We start from the raw sequence: 20333 nt of genomic DNA, 5'->3' as shown, positions 1-20333 counted from the left end.
GGATAACAGTATCTGGATTCGGAGCGCGGTAAACTGTTTAAACTGGCTTGTAACCCAAAAGCCCCTGATAGTTACAGAGATACCGCTATGAGTACGTTTTTATTGGAAGTTGGTACAGAAGAATTACCTGCAAATTTTGTAGATGCAGCGATCGCGCAGTGGCGATCGCGTATTCCTACAAGTCTTACTGAAAATAGCCTCACTAGCGAGAAAATTGAAGTTTACGCCACCCCCCGTCGTTTAGCCGTCCTAATTGAAGGTTTGCCGACTCAGCAACCGGATCGGGAAGAAGAAGTTAAAGGGCCACCAGCACAGGCGGCGTTTAAAGATGGCAAACCTACCAAGGCAGCAGAAGGGTTTGCGCGTAAGCTGGGAGTGGAACTCGATCAGTTGGAAATTCGCCCCACCGATAAAGGGGATTTTGTCTTTGTTCGCCAAACCATCCCCGGACGACCAACGGTTGAAATTCTCACACAGCTGGTTTGGCAATGGATTTTCGGATTAGAAGGGAAGCGGTTTATGCGCTGGGGGGATGGGGATCTGAAGTTTCCCCGTCCGATTGGCTGGTTGGTGGCTTTGTGGGATGACCAGGTGCTGCCAATTGAGATTGTAAATGGTTCCGAGACGATTAAGAGCGATCGCACAACCCGCGCTCATCGCGTCTTGCATCCGGAACTCGTGACAATTTCCCAAGCTTCAGATTATGTCAATGGTCTACGTTCTGCCTTTGTGGAAGTTGACCCCCAGGCGCGGAAAACCAAAATTCAAGAACAAGTGCAGGCTGCTGCTAAAAAGCTCGATGGCTACTGTGAAATCTACCCGGATTTGCTGCAAGAAGTTACTAATTTAGCCGAATTGCCTACAGCAGTTATTGGTAACTTTGACCCGGAATTTTTGAGTTTACCGCCAGAAGTAATTACTACTGTCATGGTGACTCATCAGCGTTATTTTCCAGTATTTAAAGATGAGAATAAAACTGAGTTAATCCCCTATTTTATCACGATTTCTAATGGCGATCCAGCAAAATCTGACATTATTGCTGAAGGCAATGGTCGAGTGATTCGCGCCCGCTTAGCTGATGGTCAGTATTTCTACAAAACTGATTTATCTCAGCCTTTAGAAAGTTATTTGCCGAAACTGGAAAAAGTCACTTTTCAAGAAGATTTGGGTTCGGTACGGGAAAAGGTGGAACGGCTGGGGAAAATTGCCAGCAGCATTAGCGAACAACTGCAATTATCAGAAGATGAGCGGCAGAATATCCAACGCGCCGCCTTACTTTGTAAAGCTGACCTTGTGACTCAGATGGTGGGAGAATTTCCGGAATTGCAAGGTGTAATCGGTCAAAAATATGCTTTAGCTAGTGGCGAATCAGAAGCGGTAGCAGCAGCAATTTTTGAGCATTATTTGCCACGGGGAGACGGGGACAAATTCCCTGAAAATCTAACAAGTCAAGTTGTGGGCTTGGCAGACAGGTTGGATACTTTGGTGAGTATCTTCGGACTGGAAATGTTACCAACAGGTTCTTCAGATCCGTTTGCTCTGCGTCCGGCGGCAAAGGCTGTTATTAACATTACTTGGGCGGGAGATTTAGCTATTAATTTGCATCAATTGCTGCAAGGAGCTGTGGCAGATTTTGTGGTGAAACATCCGAAACGTCAAAGTGAGAAGTTGTTACCTAATTTGCAGGAATTCTTCTTACAGCGTATCCGCAACTTGCTACAAGATAAGCGAAATATTGACTATGACTTGGTGAATGCGGTACTGGGAGAAAACGATCCGGAGTATACGGAACGGGCGTTAAAGGATTTATTGGATGTCCGCGATCGCGCTTTATTTCTCCAAAGTATCCGCAATAATGGCAAGTTAGATGAAATCTACGAAACTGTCAACCGTTCTACTCGTCTGGCTTCCCAAGGCGATTTAGATAAAGTTGAGTTGTCACCATCGGCTGTGGTGCGTCCAGAATTATTTCAAAAATCATCGGAGCAAGCTTTCTACGATGCAATTGTGCAGCTAGTTCCCGAAACTAAAGCATCTCAAGAGCAGCGAAATTATCAGCAGCTAGTAGATGCTTTAAGTAGAATAGCTCCTACTGTTAGCACTTTCTTTGATGGTGCTGAAAGTGTTTTGGTGATGGATGCGGATTTGGAAATCCGCAAGAATCGTTTGAATTTGTTGGGGTTACTGCGGAATCATGCGCGGGTTTTGGCAGATTTTGGCGCAATTGTGAAGAGTTAGTAGGGGAAAAAAGAACCGCGTTGGCGTAGCCTGCGTTTTGCGCTTAGAGGCTAAGAGCGCGAAGTTAAGAAAAAGAAGGAAGTTATTAGAGTGAAAGAGGTTTTTAAATACCGTTATTGCGGTATGATGAGGGGTTGCGAAACTAGGGAATTTGTACGGCCAAGTTAGCTATGCCCATCGCTCATATTATCGGTTTGGGAAAGTCGGGAATTGCTGCTGCACGATTGTTAAAACGGGAAGGTTACTCGGTGACGGTAAGCGATCGCAATACCGCCGAAAGCCTGCAAGAACAGCAACAACAGCTTGAGGATGAGGGAATTACTGTTAAGCTTGGCTATTCCCTGGAACTGGTTGATACCTTACCCCAGATGATCGTCGTCAGTCCTGGTGTACCTTGGGATGCACCTTTATTAGTCCAGGCTAGAGAGTTGGGGATCGAGACAATTGGAGAAATGGAACTGGCGTGGCGATATCTCCAGTCTTGTCCTTGGGTGGGAATTACTGGTACTAACGGCAAAACTACGACAACGGCTTTGATTGCGGCGATTTTTCAAGCCGCTGGTTTTCATGCTCCGGCTTGCGGTAACATCGGCTATGCTGCCTGCGAACTGGCGTTATCCCAAACTCCTCCCGACTGGGTAATTGCTGAAGTTAGCAGTTATCAAATTGAGTCTTCTAATTCTATTGCTCCTAGAATTGGCATTTGGACGACTTTTACGCCAGATCACCTCAGCCGCCATAAAACTTTAGAGAATTACTACAACATTAAAGCGCGTCTGTTGCGTCAGGCGCGCCAGCAAGTAATCAACGGCGACGATGCTTATTTGCGAAAGAATGCACCCGATAGCTTTCCCAATGCTTGCTGGACGAGTGTGAAAGGCAAAGCTAAACTAATTGGCGATCGCGATGGGGGAGTTTACATCGAGGATGGTTGGGTGGTTGCTGATGGCGAACAAATTGTGATGACATCAGCTTTAAGAATGGTGGGAGAACACAATCAGCAAAATCTGTTGATGGCGGTAGCAGCAGCCAGATTGGCGGGAATTGAGAAAGAGGCGATTGCGATCGCGATCGCTAATTTCCCCGGCGTTCCTCATCGTCTAGAACACATCCGCACTCTGGCGGGAGTTGACTTTATCAACGACAGCAAAGCTACCAACTACGATGCTGCACAAGTCGGGTTAGCTTCTGTCAACTATCCCGCCATCCTGATTGCTGGTGGTGAAGCCAAAGCTGGAGATGATACCAGTTGGATAGAGACAATTCAAGCTAAAGCCGCTGCTGTATTACTAATTGGTAGCGCCGCAGATACCTTTGCAAAAGCGTTGGCTAGAGTTGACTATTCCAGCTACGAAATTGTAGAAACTATGGAGAGAGCTGTACTCAGAGGTGCAGAATTAGCCGAGCAGCATGGTGCTAAAGTTGTTCTACTTTCTCCTGCTTGTGCTAGTTTCGACCAATATCAAAACTTTGAGGAAAGAGGCGACCATTTCCGGCAACTTTGTCAGCAGGTACTTTAGTTAAATTATCACCTTAAAGACCGTCGCACTGAGGCGCTGATTAAATCTACCGAAAAAGTGAGGACGAGAAAGACAATTAAAGTGGTGAGAAGTCCTTTGTAGTCAAAGCTACTCAGTTGTTCCGCCAGCAAACGTCCTAATCCGCCAGCACCTACTAACCCGACAATGACGGTAGAACGGATGCAGACTTCCCAACGGTAAAGGATGTAGGCGACAAATCGGGGCAAGGTGCGGGGTAAGATGCCATAGAGGAAGACTTGGGAATCAGTAGCGCCCAATGCTTTAAGCGAGGTTATTGGACGCTGTTCTAAATTTTCTACCACTTCCGCCATCAGACGACCTAGTATACCCAGGTTGTGCAGGGAAAGCGCGATCGCTCCCGGCAAAATCCCCGGAAATAATACAAATAGAAAGATTAATGCCCAAATGGGTTCGGGGACAGCACGAGCAACTAACAGCAGGAACCGGGTAACAAACAGCACAACATTTCCCCGGAGATCCCCCCTAGCCCCCCTTAAAAAGGGGGGTTTTAGATTTTCTCCCGCCCCCCTTATCAAGGAGGGTTTTAGATTCTCTCCCGCCCCCCTTATCAAGGGGGGTTGGGGGGATCTGCTTTCGCCAACTCCCCCCGACAACAGATTTTTTTCTCCCGCCCCTCTTATCAAGGGGGGTTGGGGGGATCTGCTTTCCCCAACTCCCCCCGACAACAGGAAATTATTTGCTGCTAGGAAAGAAAGAAAAATTCCTCCTAATCCAGCCCCAGCCATTGCCAGAATAGACATAGCCAGCGTTTTAGCAGAAAGCTCGAATAGCTGACTCAGCTGGCTGAAATCGGGTGGCAAAGCATCCTGAAACACTCCTGCCAAAAGTTGAAAGGTTCGCGGCGAATGAAGTTTAGAATAATCAGCTTGGACGTACCAGAAGGAGAATATTAGTAAAACTACCGTACCCAGAAATGACACCTTCACCACTGGGTCATTTTGGTAGAGAGGCTTTTTGCGCCCAGAAAGATTTAAGACGTTCAAATCTAGGCGAGAAGGCGCACCCAAGCGGCGACGCAGCATCGCACTCCAGAAATCGGTAGCACCAGTTAATAAAATTAAGGCAATTAAAAACGTCCACATCTGTTCGTAACGCAGAGACTGGAGGCTGAGAAAAATTTGATACCCCAATCCACCAGCACCGATAATTCCCAGTACGGCGGCGGAACGAATCGAACACTCGAACCTGTAGAAAGCGTAGGAAAGCAGATTTAGAAAAGCTTGGGGAATCAAGCTATAAATGAAAGCATTCAGAGGTGGAACGCCGCTATTGAGGAGTGCCATTAGTGGCTGGTGGGGCGTTTCGTCTAAAATTTCTGAGAATACTTTGGCAGTTATAGCACCAAAGGGAATAGCGATCGCTAGCACCGCTACCAGGGGATCTAGTCCAAAAATATTGACGAAAAACAATCCCCAGATTAACTCGTGAATTGCTCTTGGAATCGCCAAAACTCCTCTTACAACCAGCCAAGGCGATTGAGTTATTAGCTTCGTTTTTTGAGTTTTGAGTACAGATTCCCACCAAACTTCAGAAGAAAGAATACCAGCCACTAACCCGATCAGTACGCTGAAGAAGGTGCCGCAAACCGCGTAAGCTAGTGTTTTAAAAGTGGCATCTAAAGTAAGCTGGAGAAATTCCTGGCTGAAGTCGGGATGGACAGCAGCAACTAGAAAGCGCCAAACCAGGTTCCAGCCGCCTTCGTTAATTAAATCCTGCTCGAATACGCCAGCTGAGTGCAACGACCAAACGAAGGATGCCAAAAACAGCAATCCCCACAAAGTACGCCAGTTAAATACGGAAGGGCGCTTGGGAAGGGTAGTTGGTTTGGTTTTGCTTGTCTGGGACACGGTTAAGATTTTGAACCGCCGAGGCGCAGAGAACGCAGAGGAATTTTTACGAATGGATCTAGCATTAGTTGTTGGTTTTGTACAATTCCTCAATCATTGCGTCTGACAGTGCTGCTGCTTGTGTATCAAATAGAATGCGTCCCTGTCGCAAACCGATAATTCGCTGATAATGACTGCGAGCAAATTCTATCGCGTGGACACTGGTAACTAAAGTTTTCCCCGTTTCTACACTCAACTGGCGCAATAAGTCCATAATCTCGCGGCTGCGTTCGGGGTCGAGGCTGGAAATTGGTTCATCGGCAAGAATAGCGGTAGGATTTTGTACTAGGACGCGCGCGATCGCTACCCGTTGCTGTTGACCGCCAGAAAGTTGATCTGTGCGTTCATAAAGCTTTTCCGGAATCCCGACTTGCGCCAAAGCTTTTGCTGCTGTCTCGACTTCCATTGGATAAATCAGCGAAGCCGCAGCTTTTAGAAACGACCAGCGCCCCAGATGTCCAGCATTGACATTATGAATCACCCGCAGGTTATCCACTAGATGAAATTGCTGGTAAATCGTACCAATTTGTCGCTGGACTTGGCGCAGCAACTTTGGGCGAAGATGGGCGAGGTTGCGACCAAGTACCCTCACTTCCCCGTCGCTGGGTAACTGGGTGCCGTTCAGCAAGCTAATTAGGGTGCTTTTCCCCGCGCCGCTGGAACCAACAAGCGCCACGCGATCGCCTGCCCATATCTGCAAGTTAATATTAGCGAGAGATTCAAAGCGTCCAAATTGCTTATAAACGTTTTTCAGTTCAAATACTGGCGCAGATGAGTTCATTTCTCTGCTTAGTTTGCTATCCATTTAGTCATGAGATAGCGATCGCTATCTTTAAAACCAACCTTCCGATATAAGTTTTGTGCTGCTGTATTTTTCTGCTCAACTTCTAAATGAAGTGCTTGAATTCCCAGAGAAGGGCAAACAGTTTCTATAAACTGTATTACGCTCATACCTACCCCTTGCCCCCGGTAACTTTCTCGGATATAGAGTTCATCAATAAATCCATCACGCCCTCGAAATTCCAAACTGTAGCCAAAGGTAAGGACAACGTAGCCAATCGCTTCGTCGCCATGCTGGATCAGCCACACTCGTCCTAGAGAATCATCATCCAATATATTTGCCAACGCCGTGCGAACAATTAATTCATCAAATTTTAGGTGTTCAAACTCGTAGAACTCTCGTATAAACTCCACCAGAGTTTCAGTATCGGATTTTTCTGCAATTTTAAAGTTTGCTTCTGTCATTTACATCACTTTATTTTGCCAATTTTTCGACCAATATCCTCAATTTGAGCATAGTTGGAGTTTTGGGTAGGAATAAATTTAGGTGCTTGTAAAAGGTCGAGAATTTCTTTTTGCTCTGGTACGTTGGGGTCTAGTTTTAAAAAGGCATTTTGCACTTTTTTCACAAAACCCTCGCCATAGCGCTGTTTGACATCGGGGTGAATTACCCAGTGATAGTCGTAGTAGGCGGGTGTCTCCCAGAGGACTTCTACTTTGTTCAAATCTACTTCTTTCGCATCAACTCGCTTTTTCCAGACGCTTTCGTTGACAGCACCAGCATCAAAACTACCTACTTCCACTAATTTGATTGTCTTATCGTGGTCGCCAGAAAAGCCAACTTCGCCTTTAAAATCTTCCAGTTTCAATCCTGCTTGTTGCAAGAAATATTGCGGCATCAAACGTCCCGATGTGGAGGATTCGCTGCCGAAGGTTAAAGTACGACCTTTGAGTTGTTTTAAATCGGAGATATCTTTAAATGGCTTCAGTCCGGTTTTTTTGTTAGCGATGAAGAGACTGTGGAATTTCTCGTCAACATCGCGTTGCGCGATCGCTTCCGCACCTGGTACTTGCAACCGTGCTTGCACCCCAGTCAATCCGCCAAACCAAACTAAATCTAAATCCCCCACTTTAAATGCGGTGACAGCTGCGGTATAGTCTGTGACAGGCTTATATTCTACTGGCACACCCAATTCTTTCTCTAAATAGGTGGCTAACTTGTCATATTGACGCTGCAACTTTTGCGGATCTTGATCTGGAATTGCCCCAATTTCTAGAGCTTGTTTTGCCTGATTTGAGCCAGTCGCCACTGTTCCAGATGGGGAAGGCGAACAAGCCCCTAGAGACAGCAACAACAAACCTGATAACAAGACTTTTTTCATATCTGATTTGAACTTCACTCTTTGCCAGAAGATAGTGTAAACGATGCTGGTAGCTTTATGCCAAGATTAACGCGAGTGTTCCTATACTTTATTGTTTTTTTAGGGCAGGCAATATGCCAAAATTAACCCAAGTGTCACAGATTTAAGCAATGGTTTGGGCAGATGGGCAGCTGTTGCATGGCGGGCGATATATTATCAAACGGGTGCTGGGAGAAGGTGGCTGTGGCATCACCTATTTGGCTAGGGATAAAAAAGGGAATGCTGTCGTCATCAAGACGCTGAACGATAGAGTATTGAATAAACGCGAATTTACGGCGTATCAAGACAAGTTCAATCGAGATTTTGAGAAAGAAGCGCTACGCCTAGCCGTGTGCAGACACCCGCACATTGTACGGATTGAAAATGCCTTTTCTGAGGGGCAACTACCTTGCATAGCGATGGAGTATGTTAAGGGGGAAGATTTATGGCAGCGCGTTAGTCAGCAAGGGGTACTGTCGGAAACCGAAGCATTAAAATATATTCGACAAATTGGTGAGGCGCTAACTTTCATTCACGATAGAGGCTTTTTACATCGGGATGTGAAGCCGTCTAATATTATGGTGCGTACTGGAAAACTAGAAGCGGTGTTAATTGATTTTGGCATTGCACGAGAGTTTATTCCAAATTTGACGCAGACTCAGACACAAACTTTTACTCCCGGTTTTGCACCTATCGAACAGTATGCACTGCAAGCGAGACGCGGAGAATATTCGGATGTTTATGCACTGGCGGGAACGCTTTACTATCTGCTTACCCAAGAAGTGCCGCTACCTGCTCCCGCTAGGGCTGCTGGTATTCCCTTGGATGCACCGCAGCAAATAAATCCCAATATTAGTAATATAGTTAATCGGGCGATTCTTCAAGGTTTGGACTTTCAGCCAGAAAATCGTCCTCAATCGGTGCAGGAGTGGATAAAGTTGCTAACTTTAAATACTCCTACTTCTGGGCAAAAATTATTAAATATTAGCCCGATTTCAAGACAATCTAAAGCAAGTTACACGCCTACCAATCAGAATATTCTCACTCACAGGCAAGGTTCCTCTTCTAGGATAGATTACCGTAATTTACAAGCTCATTTAGCGCTAGGAAAGTGGAAAGAAGCGGATGAGGAAACGGCGGCACTAATGCTCAAAATAGCCTGTAGAGAAAAGGAAGGCTGGCTGAGAGTTGAAGATATTAAAATGTTTCCCTCAAAAGACCTTCGTTTAATTGACACTCTTTGGATAAAGCACAGTAAGGGACGCTTTGGTTTTAGCGTACAAAAGCATATTTGGGAAAGTATAGGAGGGACAAAAAATGCCAATTATGAAATTATGTGTAATTTAGGCGATCGCTTGCAATGGCGGATAAACTGTTGTTGGGTTGAGTATGAGCAATTTATGTTTGATTGCGCTCTAGCTCCTCTGGGACACCTGCCCAGCGGCTATGTTTTTTGTGAGGTTGGTTGGTGGGTGGGTTTGCTAAATCTTTTTTATCGTCTAAGTTCTTAGCAAAAAGACCGGGCGATTGGAAATCGCGGCTACACAAACCAAGTCCGCCTGCGCGGACTCAATTCAGGCTGGGTCGGCAGGCTTTGTTTATGGAGCATCGAGACTTTCAGCCTGTAGGCGATTTGCGAATACGGAATGCTCCCTGAAAAAGGAAGGTTGTCGTTTGTTTGTTGTCAGTTTAAAAAGTTGAAACATAACAACGTTTGATGACTAATAACTAATAATAAAATCAAACAAATAGTGAGCCATCTGTAATTTACTACAAGGCTCAATCTCTACTTTGTGTCCTTGGTTGTCTAGAAATATAGCTTGATTGTTGTCGCTGCCAAAACCACTATCCGGTTTATCGATAGGATTGGCAACAATGGCATCTAATTTTTTCTTGTGCAACTTTTCCAAAGCTGGCGTTACAATATCTCCAGTTTGAGCCGCAAACCCAATTAACTTTTGATGCGGCTTTTTAAGAGTTGCTAATTCTGCGACGATATCCGGTACAGGGAGGAGGGGTAAATTTGTTGGCAGTAAACGCTTCGGCAATTTCTCTGCACTATACTCGGCTGGTTTCACATCCGCCACAGCTGCCGACATTATTATTACATCGGCATTGGAAAAATGCGATCGCATTTCCTGTTCCATCTCTTTTGCACTGGTGACAGAAATCGCTTGCACCCCCAATGGTACATCCCAAGCGGCGGGTGCGCGAACCAGCGTCACAGCTGCGCCTCGATGCAGTGCAGCTTGTGCCAATGCTAATCCCATTTTGCCAGTAGAGGGATTTCCGATAAACCGCACCGGATCTAAATGTTCTCGTGTTCCCCCAGCACTAATTAAGACTCGCTTCCCGGCTAAATCTCGCTTCCCTTTTGCGTGCAATAATGATGTTATATTCGGCAAAATTTCCGCAGATTCTGCCATCCGGCCAGCACCAACGCGATCGCAAGCCAAAAGTCCGGCACCAGGCCCCACACTGTGGTAACGTTTATCTGTCAACAACTGTTGCCAATTGCGTTGCACCGAAAGCTGTTCCCACATATCCGTATTCATTGCAGGTGCCAACAGCACGGGACAAGTGGAAGCTAACACGGTATTGGTGAGCAAGTTGTCAGCTAAACCATAAGCCAACTTACCCAAAGTATTAGCTGTCAGGGGAGCAATAACAAAAACCTCTGCCCATTCCCCCAACTCAATATGCAAGGGGCGTTTGTGTGGTTGCCAAAAGTCCTCATCTGTGTAAGCAGGATGACGGGACAGGGTTGCCACTGTCAATGGCGTGATAAATTGACAAGCAGCATCAGTGAGAATTGCTCGAACTTCCACCCCAGACTTAGCAAGCGTTGAGATAACCTCACAAATTTTATAGGCGGCGATACCGCCGCTTATACCAATGAGAACCCGTTTACCTGACAATTTTAGATTTTGGATACCCCCCTTTGATAAGGGGGGTAGGGGGGGATCAGATTTGGGATTGTCGGGCGATTCCATTTCGGATTAGACAAAGGTACGACGTTAACGGCGATTATCTTTGTGATGACCATCCAAGCCCAATCTAAAATCTAAAATTGTTAGGCTTCATCGTAGGGTTGTAAATCCAAGAGGTAGATGTATGGTTCAATTAACTCTGGACGCTGAAATGCGATCGCTCGCAGCAAATGCCAATCATCCAACCCTTCAAAAGGATTGTTGTAATCATCTCGCTCCAAACGTACAGCCAGTTGTTCTACGTCTGTCATCGTCAGAGCCGAAATTTCCCGTTCGGAAATGCTAACAGTTGCCATTGACCGCGCCTCCCTCAACTTACACCTGTATTCGCATTGTACAGATGAAACATCCCATTTTATTTTAACGCTCTTACGTATTATTGACAGAGGCAACAAAACTTCAAGTTTAAGAAACCAACGACGATTGGGTATTTGTTGTCACAAAATTTCGGACAACGCCTAAGACTTCCGGCAGAATTACGTGTCCCATGTTAAATTCATGATATTGCACGGATACGCCCAGTGCTGTTAAAGCATCCCGCGCCTTCTGGGCAGCACTCAGAGGCACCACGGTATCTTTTGTACCATGCACAATTAATACTGGTGGATAACCTTGTTTAGATGGTTGAGAAATGGGATGTAAATATCCACTTAGAACCACCAAACCAGCCAAAGGCAAACTCAGTCCCACATCCAGCGTCATTGCGCCACCCTGAGAAAAACCCATCAAAATTGTGCGCGACAGGGGAACGCCAGTGGTACTCTCAAGAGATTTCAGCCAGTCAGTCAGCTGCGTCTTGCTTTGCTCTAAGCCGTTCTGCTGCTCTTGGAAGTAGTACCAAGCTCTCCCCGATGACATTTGGGGATGAGTAGAGGGGGCATTGGGAACCAAAAACTGATAAGAAGGTAAATTCAACAACGGGGTTAAAGATGCCAACTCTTGGGCATTACCACCGAAGCCATGCAAAACGACAATCAACCCAGCTGGTTGCTGTCCCTGAGATGGGGGAACGGAAATTACTGATAGAGACAGAATCTTACTCCTAAAAAAAATGCGACCGATCAATCCGAGATGCCAGCGAAGCTCTCTTCTTTTAGGATAATGTGGCGATCGCAATCTAGGCTAATCCATCCTTGACCCTGGAGTTTGCTAAGGAGTCGCGTAATCGTGACTCTAGTAGTACCGATAGCACTGGCAATATTTTGATGTGTCAGGCGGACAGATAGACGAGTTCCGCCAGCTACAGGTTGCCCGACTTCCTGTTTCAATAACAGTAGTAGCCGATGCAAGCGATCCTCTACACGCCGATGTCCGACTATGGCTAAAAGCGCCTCTGTCTGTTGCATCCGTCGTACCATTTGCGGCAAAATTATCTGAGCCAAACGCCCAGAAGCTTCTATCTCTAGAATAGAAAACCACTTCAGGTAAACATCGGATAGGGCGTGGTATATTATTGCCGCGTTTGGTTGAGCTAAGGGATGAATTCCTTTCAGGGATTGAAATACCCACTGACCAAAGAACATGGAAGGTGCTGCCCAACCCAGCAGCACTTCGTCACCGTTAGCGCAAATTGTACTCATCTGCACCAATCCCCGATCTACTTGCCAGACACCCTGCGGCACTAGGGGAATTTCTTCATTTTTCGAGTAAAAATGCAGCCGACGGGTTTCGTTCGGGTCGTATTTGTCTATTTCTAGAACTGAAGAAGAAAATGGGGGCATGGCTGCAAGAATCTCCAGCTATGAAAAACTGGCGTATTATAGCCAGCCCCACTCTAACCCCTGAAGGTAAAGATTAAGTAATCACGAGATTAAGTTAATGGCTAATTCCTCTTAAACAATTAGCCATTAACTATTAGCCATCAGATTTTGGTGCCGCAATCGGGACAGAATTTGTTGCTGGCGATGTTTTTGGCACCACAGCCGCTACAGTAAATTAATTCTGTAGCTTTTTCCAATTTGCGGAGTTCTGGCAAGCCAATCATCTGAGCATTGCTCTTGCCAGGAGCTACCATTGGGTAACAGTTTTCGTCCTTTTTGACTCGGACATCCAAGAGAACTGGGCCGTTGTGGGCGAGCATTTCGGCGATCGCATCTTTCAACTCATCTCGACTACGAACAACCATCCCCTTAATCCCGAAAGCCTGTGCCAGCAGCACAAAATCTGGCATCCCCACTTGCATATTCGAGGACGAGTAACGCTCTCCATAGAAAGCTTCCTGCCACTGGCGCACCATCCCCTGCCAGCCATTATTGATAATTACTGTCTTGACATTTATGTGATGTTGTGCAAGCGTTCCCAGTTCCTGTAAATTCATCTGGAAACTGGCATCGCCGCTGATACAGATGACTTCATCATCCGGCAGAGCTACCTTGACACCCATCGCCGCCGGCATCCCGAAACCCATCGTGCCTAAACCAGCGCTAGAAATCCACTTACGCGGGCCATTCTTCAAGAATTGCGCCGACCACATTTGGTGTTGTCCAACGTCTGTGGTGTAGTAGGCATCTGGAGCCTGACGAGTTAGTTCCACAATCACTTCTTGCGGTGCCAGACTATCGGGATATTGGGGGACAATTAGGGGATAGTCTTCCCGCCAGCGATTAATCCGTTCTAGCCATGCTTGCGTCTGGATTGGCGTTCCGGTATCTGTTTCCTGACATCGGCGCAGCAAGTCAACCAAGACATTCCGCACATCGCCCACAATTGGCACTTCCGGAGCGCGGTTTTTCCCGACTTCAGCGGGGTCAATATCAATATGGATAACTTTAGCGCGGGAGGCAAACTCATCCAATTTGCCCGTCACGCGGTCATCAAACCTGGCTCCCACTGCTATCAACAAGTCGCACTCGCTCACCGCAAAGTTAGCGTAGGCGGTGCCGTGCATCCCCAGCATTCCCAGTGCTAGGGGATGGTTTTCGTCAAATGAACCTTTGCCCATCAGGGTTGTGGTGACGGGGATTTGGAAACTTTGTGCTAATTGTTGAATTTCTGGATGAGCGCCAGCTGCGATCGCGCCTCCTCCCACATACAATAAGGGCTGTTTGGCTTCCCGAATTAAATTTACTGCCGCATTGATTTGGCGAGGATTTCCCTTCACGGTGGGACGGTATCCCGGCAACTTCACTGAATTTGGTTCTACTGGATAATAGTCAAATTGCCCTAATGCAACATCTTTCGGCACATCAATCAAAACTGGCCCCGGTCGTCCCGTTGTGGCGATGTGGAACGCCTCTGCCACAATCCGCGCCATGTCTTTTTGATCGCGCACTACATAGGAGTGCTTTACAATTGGCAGCGTAATTCCGTAGATATCTGTTTCCTGAAACGCATCGGTGCCAATTGATGCTAGAGCCACCTGACCCGTGACCACCACCATTGGAATCGAGTCCATGTGAGCGGTGGCAATGCCTGTCACCAAGTTGGTTGCCCCAGGGCCAGATGTTGCAAAACACACACCCACCTGCCCCGTAGCACGAGCATAGCCATCGGCGGCGTGTGACGCACCTTGCTCGTGTCTTACTAAGATGTGCTGAATACCACCTCTAGCTTCTGCCCGATATAACTCGTCGTAAATCGGCAGAATTGCACCACCTGGATAGCCAAAAATATGCTTTACACCGTGGCGCATCAAGCTGTCAATCAAGGCATATGCACCTGTTTGACGGTTGTTGCTCATTTGACGTGTTGCTTCTTTTTCCGAGATGCTTTGCGATCGCACTTGTAGACCTCTCACTATAACTAACTGGTTTCTCTTAACTCTTGTATCTTTTGTATTTAATGAAAGATGACAACTTAGGGGTTAATTCTTAAGTCTAATTCCTTCTATCAGTTCCTGTCGAGCGATCGCTCAAAGTTGGGGGTTGGGGACTGGGGACTGGGGGCTGGGGACTGGGTAAGACTTTTTCCCAATTCCCAATTCCCAATTCCCAATTCCCAATTCCCAATTCCCAATTCCCAATTCCCAATTCCCAATTCCCAATTCCCAATTCCCAATTCCCAATTCCCAATTCCCAATTCCCAATTCCCAATTCCCAATTCCCAATTCCCACCTTGCATAAACAACCAAAAAGTCAGTATTTCAGCTGAAGACATTAGGTAATCGGTAATTCCCTAACTTCATCACTCCCTACCTTGCATAAACAACCAACAAGTCAGTATTTCAGCTGAAGACATGAGGTCTCTGCTTAGAATAATCTGCACGAATCGGCTGAATTTTTGTAGAAGCAACAAATATTAAGTTGCCCAGTATACAAATAAACAATCCCTAAATGCTTAGTTGTGTTACAAAACGTACAGAGCAGATAAACCATCCTTGACAAAGAGAATTGCTATCCGCTCTAGAAACAGCAATGAATGACACCCTAAAATAGGCTCAATGCTGGAATATATCACAAAACCTTTATTTTTAAACCAATTTATCCCCCACGGTCATTGCTATCTCTGGAAGCCTGGGTTGGTATCGCTGCATATAGCTTCCGACGTACTGATAGCGCTGGCGTATTATTCAATACCCCTAATGCTGGTATATTTCGTTAAACAGCGTCGGGATATACCGTTTAACTGGATATTCTTGCTGTTCGGTGCCTTTATTGTTGCCTGCGGCACCGGACATTTGATAGAAGTGTGGACGTTATGGCACCCTGATTATTGGGTTTCGGGATTTGTGAAAGCGATAACAGCAGGAGTTTCCGTTTATACAGCTATGGAGCTAGTACCGTTAATTCCGCAAGCGCTGGCTCTCCCTAGTCCCGCACAACTAGAGGTAGCAAACCACAAACTACAAAGGGAAATCAATGAGCGCCAGCAGGCAGAGTCAAAAATCCGCTTTCAGGCGCGACTGTTGAATGCAGTGCAGCAGGCAGTAATTGCTACCGATTTAGATGGGACAATTACTTATTGGAACCGCTTTGCACAAACGCTTTACGGCTGGTCAGAAGCAGAGGTAATAGGTAGTAAAATCGCGGAAATTATCGCACCGCCCTGTGTGCGATCGCAAGCACTTGAGATTAGATCCAGCCTCCGCACTGGCGAAAGTTGGGCTGGAGAATTTTTGATGCAGCGCCGAGACGGTAGTACCTTCCCGGCAATGGTGACAGACTCGCCAATTTATAACGATAAAGGTGAATTGATTGGAATTATTGGCATTTCCACAGACATCACCTACCGCGTACAGGCAGAAGAGGCATTGCGCGAAAGCGAACAACGCTACCGGACACTTGCCGAAAACAACACCGTGGGAGTCTGGCATCTTAGCGAAGATGGCTACACAATTTACATCAATCCCACAATGTGTTCCCTGCTGGAGATAGAGGAAGCGGGAGAACTGGCAGGCAAAACCTTCCACGGCTTCTTCACCCCTGAAAGTCTGGAGAAAATGGCGAACAAACACAGCAAAAGCCTGCAAGGACAACCCTCCAGCTACGAAGTGGACATCATTGGGAAAAATGGTTGCCAGCGCACAACCGCCTTCTCTTGTGCGCCCCTGTTCTCAGCAACTGGTCAATTGCAAAGCTTTATTGGAGCCTTCACTGATATCACTGAGCAAAAGTGGGCAGAAGCACAACTGCGACGGAATGTTTTTTATGACAGCCTCACAAACCTGCCTAATCGAGCTTTGTTGATATCTCGTCTGAAAGATTTAATTGAGACTGCAAAGGGGCGTCCTGACTATCGATTCGCTGTACTATTTCTGGATTTGGATCGCTTCAAACTTGTGAACGACTGTTTGGGACACTTCCTGGGGGATCAACTGCTAAAAGCGGTTGCTCAACGGCTGCAAGAGTGTCTGCGCCCGATTGATACAGTGTCACGTTTTGGCGGGGATGAGTTTGCAATTCTCCAAGACAACATCCAAGATGTCAGCGAAGCCGTCCACCTTGCTGAGCAAATTCACTCGGCGCTAGCATCACCATTTTACCTGGATGGACATGAGGTATTCACCTCCGCCAGCATTGGCATTGCCATAAATAGAGCTGGGGTAAAAAAACTGACGATGCAAGCAGGCTTGAGAACTTCAGGAGTGGTAGCGCAGCGGTACGAAGCACAGACCCAGTTAGAAAATAGCGGCGCGATACTTAAAAATTCCTCTAGTTCCTCTTCACTCAACCCTCAGCCCAGCCTCTGGGAAGGCGAAGCGTCTACATTACTTAGCACTCCTCTGCTTAGAACTGAATACAATCAGCCAGAAGACTTTCTCCGTGATGCTGATATCGCCATGTACCGTGCTAAGGGAGAAGGTAAAGCGTGCCACGTTGTGTTTGACTCAACTATGCACGACAGAGCGATCGCTCGCTTGCAGCTGGAGACGGATCTGCGACGGGCAGTTGAGCAATTAGCACTCGATCAACAACTGAGTGACAGGCCAGATGCGTATCCTACCAACTGCCAATTCCAGATTCACTACCAGCCAATTGTATTGCTCTCTACGGGTAGGCTCGCTGGTTTCGAGGCGTTGGTGCGCTGGATTCACCCGACACAAGGCATGATTTCTCCAGTCGAGTTCATCCCCATTGCCGAAGAAACTGGTCTAATTGTACCGCTTGGCTGGTGGATACTGCGCGAAGCCTGTCATCAGATGCGGACATGGCAGCAGGCAAATGGCAATAGTTGCAACTCCCTAACTATCAGCGTTAATCTTTCCGGTAAACAGTTTCTGCAACCATTAGTTGAGCAAATTGACCAAATTCTCAAGGAAACTGGTTTGCAAGCAAGCTGTTTGAAGCTGGAAATTACTGAAAGCGTTCTGATCGAAAATGCAGAAGCTGCAACTGTTAGTTTAGAGCAACTGCGATCGCGTCAGATTGAACTATCCTTGGATGACTTCGGTACTGGATACTCTTCCTTGAGCTATCTGCACCGTTTCCCCATCAATACCTTGAAAATTGACCGCTCTTTCGTCAGTAGACTGAGGACATCCGGCAATAGCAGACAGGCAAGACTGCCTCTACAGATTGTCCAAACAATTGTCACGCTTGCCCATAATTTGGGAATGGATGTAGTCGCCGAGGGAATAGAAACGCCTCTTGAGTTAGAGCAATTGCGACTTCTTGGCTGCGAACATGGGCAAGGATATTTTTTCTCTAAGCCACTCAATGCCGCAGCCGCAGAAAAGTTCATTGATTTTAGATGAGGGATTGGGGACTGGGGGCTGGGGACTAGGGACTGGGGACTGGGGACTAGGGGCTGGGAACTGGGTACTAGGAACAAGGGACTGGGTAAGAGTCCTCCCAATCCCCAATTCCCAATCCCCAATCCCTAAATCGCATCTTTCAAAACATTACGGGTATTTTGCCACGCCCAAACGCCCACTACACTAACAACGATACTCATTGCCAGGAGAACGCCTCGCAGACCAAATTTATCCGTCAGAGGGCCTGCGATCGCTAACGGCAAACTTAGAGCAATATTAACCACATTATTCTGAAACCCAAAAACTTTGCCCCGCATCGATTCCGATGTTTGCTGGTGAATCAAAGTTTGCATCGGTACACCGATTAAAGATGCCCCCAAACCCAAAAAAGCACTCAGCCCTAAACCGAGCCAAAGTCGGTGTGTAAAACTAAACACACCCAAAACAAAGGCCATGCTGAGAAAACCAAACAATGGTAACGGTTTTTGGTGGAAGCGATCGCCCCAGTGGCCCAATATCCCCGCACCTAACACCATCCCCACCCCAGCCGATGCTAACAGAAAGCCAAACTGTTCCGATTTCAGCCCCAGCTTCTCGGAAAGATCGATCGCCAGCACCGTTAACGCCGCAAACACCGAATACAAAATCACCAACTGGAACATTGCATTCCTAACCAGGCGGTTTTGCCACAGATAACGTAACCCCGCTTTCAAGTCGCTTATCGGATTAATTGCTGCCTGTCGATCGATAAGCGTAGTATCTTTAATCTTAACGAACATACTAATAATCGCCGCTAACAGGTAGAATCCGCCAACCAAAAATTCTTGACTAGATTCTCCACCCAAACTTCTAGCCAAACTCAACACAGGTTCCCCGACAGCGAACCCCACAATCAAAGAACCCATCATCGTCGTTGTGAACAGCGCATTAGCCGTCATCAAATTTTCGCGCCGCACCATTAACGGAATAGCCGCCTGTTCTGCTGGGGCAAAAAATTGCGTTACCGAAGAACTCAAAAACGTAATTACCAACAAGATGCTAAACTTCTGTGGCAACAAGGGAATTAATATTGTCAAGCCAAAGCGCAGCAGATCGGAAGCAACCATAACTTTCTTCTTAGGAAAGCGATCCACAAACACCCCAGCAGCTGAGCCAAACAGAATCGCGGGTAGCGTAAAAGCCACCATCAGAGCTGATCGCATGGAATTTTCCATTTCAGGAGCGAAGTGATATTCGCTAAGCAAAGCAATCAGCAAAACGAAGAATACCTTATCTGCTATTTGGGACAATATCTGCCCAACCCACAGCACCATAAAGGGTCGGTTCTTCAACAGAGCGTGAAATCCGCTCCCAGATGGAGGGGGGTCAGATGGAAACATAGCAATTGTTCAGGAGCTTCTTACCTACAACCCTAGTTTGCGCTCTAGAAGGTAAATTGTGCCACTCTAGTAGACACTTTTTGCTTAATTTAAAAAATTGCACAGACTCGCCAAGCATTTGCCTAAGTTTATATGCTACAAGGTGCGTGACACCCTCACAGCTGGCACAGCTCATTGGGTGGCACTGCATCCATAACAGGTGGAACCGGATCTAACTGAAGTTGTTGCTTTATGTATAAATTCTTATTAATTTACCAATAATTGTCACTTCCTAAATTACGCAATCCTGCCCTTGACAAATTTCATGCTGTTTTAACTTTTCAATAAATACCTGAAGCCCGATCCTATGTTAAGTTAGTCACTGGGAATTTAATTCGGCTGAGCGAGTTTGTTGTCTTACATTGACAGGCATCTCTCCGAATCGAAGTCTCTACACCATCTGATGAAGTGAGATACTCCATGTCAATCTATGTAGGCAACCTATCCTACGATGTCACGCAAGAAGACCTCAGCCAAGTTTTTGCTGAATATGGAACTGTTAAGCGTGTTCAACTACCTACCGACCGAGAAACTGGTCGTCCACGCGGCTTTGGTTTCGTAGAAATGGAAACTGACGCTGAAGAAACTGCCGCCATTGAAGCTCTCGATGGAGCTGAGTGGATGGGCCGCGATCTAAAAGTCAACAAAGCCAAGCCCCGTGAAGATAGAGGGCCCTCAGGCGGTGGCAACCGCAGGCCTAGTGGTGGCTTCTCTCGCCGTTACTAAATCTTGAAATTAAGAATTTAACTCGGCTAGTCTCCCGCAGATTGGCCCTTCCACTGCTAAACGCTCTCCTTGGATCTTCTCAGGATAAACATTTTGGCAGTGGATTTTTTCTTGACACACTATTAACCTTAACGACCGGATTATTATCTCTAAGTTGGAGAAGGAACTATCAACCTTCGTTAGTTTGCGATTTGGTTTCTT

16 protein-coding genes are annotated in these 20333 nt (G+C 46.6%); 5 read left to right on the top strand and 11 right to left on the bottom strand.

Features of this window, described 5'->3' with window-relative positions; all coding sequences use genetic code 11:
• Positions 1–87 precede the first annotated feature (87 nt).
• Both glyS and murD read left to right on the top strand, forming a co-directional pair.
• A complete protein-coding gene (gene glyS, locus H6F74_RS20680) occupies positions 88–2238 on the top strand; it encodes a glycine--tRNA ligase subunit beta (RefSeq protein WP_190444052.1) in 2151 nt (716 codons plus the stop codon).
• A gap of 170 nt (positions 2239–2408) precedes the next feature.
• Complete coding sequence (gene murD, locus H6F74_RS20675) at positions 2409–3758, top strand: UDP-N-acetylmuramoyl-L-alanine--D-glutamate ligase (RefSeq protein WP_190444051.1); 1350 nt, start codon at positions 2409–2411, stop codon at positions 3756–3758.
• Between the two features lie 8 nt (positions 3759–3766).
• Here murD and H6F74_RS30135 read toward each other — a convergent pair whose 3' ends face one another.
• The 4 genes from H6F74_RS30135 to H6F74_RS20650 all read right to left on the bottom strand — a co-directional run bounded on the left by H6F74_RS30135 (position 3767) and on the right by H6F74_RS20650 (position 7848).
• Positions 3767–5647, bottom strand: coding sequence for an ABC transporter permease subunit (locus H6F74_RS30135; protein WP_347269534.1), 1881 nt, complete (start codon positions 5645–5647; stop codon positions 3767–3769).
• 64 nt (positions 5648–5711) lie between these two features.
• On the bottom strand, positions 5712–6467 hold the full coding sequence (locus tag H6F74_RS20660; RefSeq protein WP_190444050.1) for a phosphonate ABC transporter ATP-binding protein: 756 nt from the start codon (positions 6465–6467) through the stop codon (positions 5712–5714).
• 8 nt (positions 6468–6475) lie between these two features.
• Positions 6476–6931 (bottom strand): GNAT family N-acetyltransferase, encoded by a 456-nt coding sequence (locus H6F74_RS20655; RefSeq protein WP_190444049.1) that lies wholly within the window; start codon positions 6929–6931, stop codon positions 6476–6478.
• A gap of 5 nt (positions 6932–6936) precedes the next feature.
• A complete protein-coding gene (locus tag H6F74_RS20650; protein WP_190444048.1) occupies positions 6937–7848 on the bottom strand; it encodes a putative selenate ABC transporter substrate-binding protein in 912 nt (303 codons plus the stop codon).
• A gap of 149 nt (positions 7849–7997) precedes the next feature.
• Between H6F74_RS20650 and H6F74_RS20645 the strand changes: the two genes are divergently transcribed.
• Complete coding sequence (locus tag H6F74_RS20645; protein ID WP_190444047.1) at positions 7998–9377, top strand: serine/threonine-protein kinase; 1380 nt, start codon at positions 7998–8000, stop codon at positions 9375–9377.
• A 210-nt stretch (positions 9378–9587) separates the two neighbouring features.
• Here H6F74_RS20645 and coaBC read toward each other — a convergent pair whose 3' ends face one another.
• The 6 genes from coaBC to H6F74_RS20615 form a co-directional block, all read right to left on the bottom strand.
• Positions 9588–10784 (bottom strand): bifunctional phosphopantothenoylcysteine decarboxylase/phosphopantothenate--cysteine ligase CoaBC, encoded by a 1197-nt coding sequence (gene coaBC, locus H6F74_RS20640; protein WP_242022237.1) that lies wholly within the window; start codon positions 10782–10784, stop codon positions 9588–9590.
• A gap of 155 nt (positions 10785–10939) precedes the next feature.
• Positions 10940–11152: a DUF2555 domain-containing protein gene (locus H6F74_RS20635; protein ID WP_190444045.1), complete on the bottom strand. Its 213-nt coding sequence runs from the start codon at positions 11150–11152 to the stop codon at positions 10940–10942.
• A gap of 109 nt (positions 11153–11261) precedes the next feature.
• Positions 11262–11888 (bottom strand): alpha/beta hydrolase, encoded by a 627-nt coding sequence (locus H6F74_RS20630; protein ID WP_190444118.1) that lies wholly within the window; start codon positions 11886–11888, stop codon positions 11262–11264.
• Positions 11889–11917: 29 nt separating this feature from the next.
• A complete protein-coding gene (locus H6F74_RS20625) occupies positions 11918–12577 on the bottom strand; it encodes a Crp/Fnr family transcriptional regulator (RefSeq protein WP_190444044.1) in 660 nt (219 codons plus the stop codon).
• A 140-nt stretch (positions 12578–12717) separates the two neighbouring features.
• Positions 12718–14577 (bottom strand): biosynthetic-type acetolactate synthase large subunit, encoded by a 1860-nt coding sequence (ilvB, locus tag H6F74_RS20620; RefSeq protein ID WP_190444117.1) that lies wholly within the window; start codon positions 14575–14577, stop codon positions 12718–12720.
• A 107-nt stretch (positions 14578–14684) separates the two neighbouring features.
• On the bottom strand, positions 14685–14951 hold the full coding sequence (locus tag H6F74_RS20615) for a hypothetical protein (protein WP_190444043.1): 267 nt from the start codon (positions 14949–14951) through the stop codon (positions 14685–14687).
• A 283-nt stretch (positions 14952–15234) separates the two neighbouring features.
• On the opposite strand from H6F74_RS20615, the gene H6F74_RS20610 reads away from it, so the two are divergent.
• Positions 15235–17988, top strand: a complete 2754-nt coding sequence (locus H6F74_RS20610) for a bifunctional diguanylate cyclase/phosphodiesterase (RefSeq protein ID WP_190444042.1) — start codon at positions 15235–15237, stop codon at positions 17986–17988.
• Positions 17989–18113: 125 nt separating this feature from the next.
• Here the strand turns inward: H6F74_RS20610 and H6F74_RS20605 are convergent, their stop codons facing one another.
• A complete protein-coding gene (locus H6F74_RS20605; RefSeq protein WP_190444041.1) occupies positions 18114–19367 on the bottom strand; it encodes an MFS transporter in 1254 nt (417 codons plus the stop codon).
• A 459-nt stretch (positions 19368–19826) separates the two neighbouring features.
• Between H6F74_RS20605 and H6F74_RS20600 the strand changes: the two genes are divergently transcribed.
• Positions 19827–20132, top strand: coding sequence for an RNA-binding protein (locus tag H6F74_RS20600; protein ID WP_190427022.1), 306 nt, complete (start codon positions 19827–19829; stop codon positions 20130–20132).
• Positions 20133–20333: the final 201 nt, after the last annotated feature.

It is taken from the genome of Trichocoleus sp. FACHB-90 (genome assembly GCF_014695505.1).
Taxonomy (GTDB): domain Bacteria; phylum Cyanobacteriota; class Cyanobacteriia; order Cyanobacteriales; family FACHB-T130; genus Funiculus; species Funiculus sociatus.
This window is presented reverse-complemented; position numbering and strand designations above follow the sequence as displayed.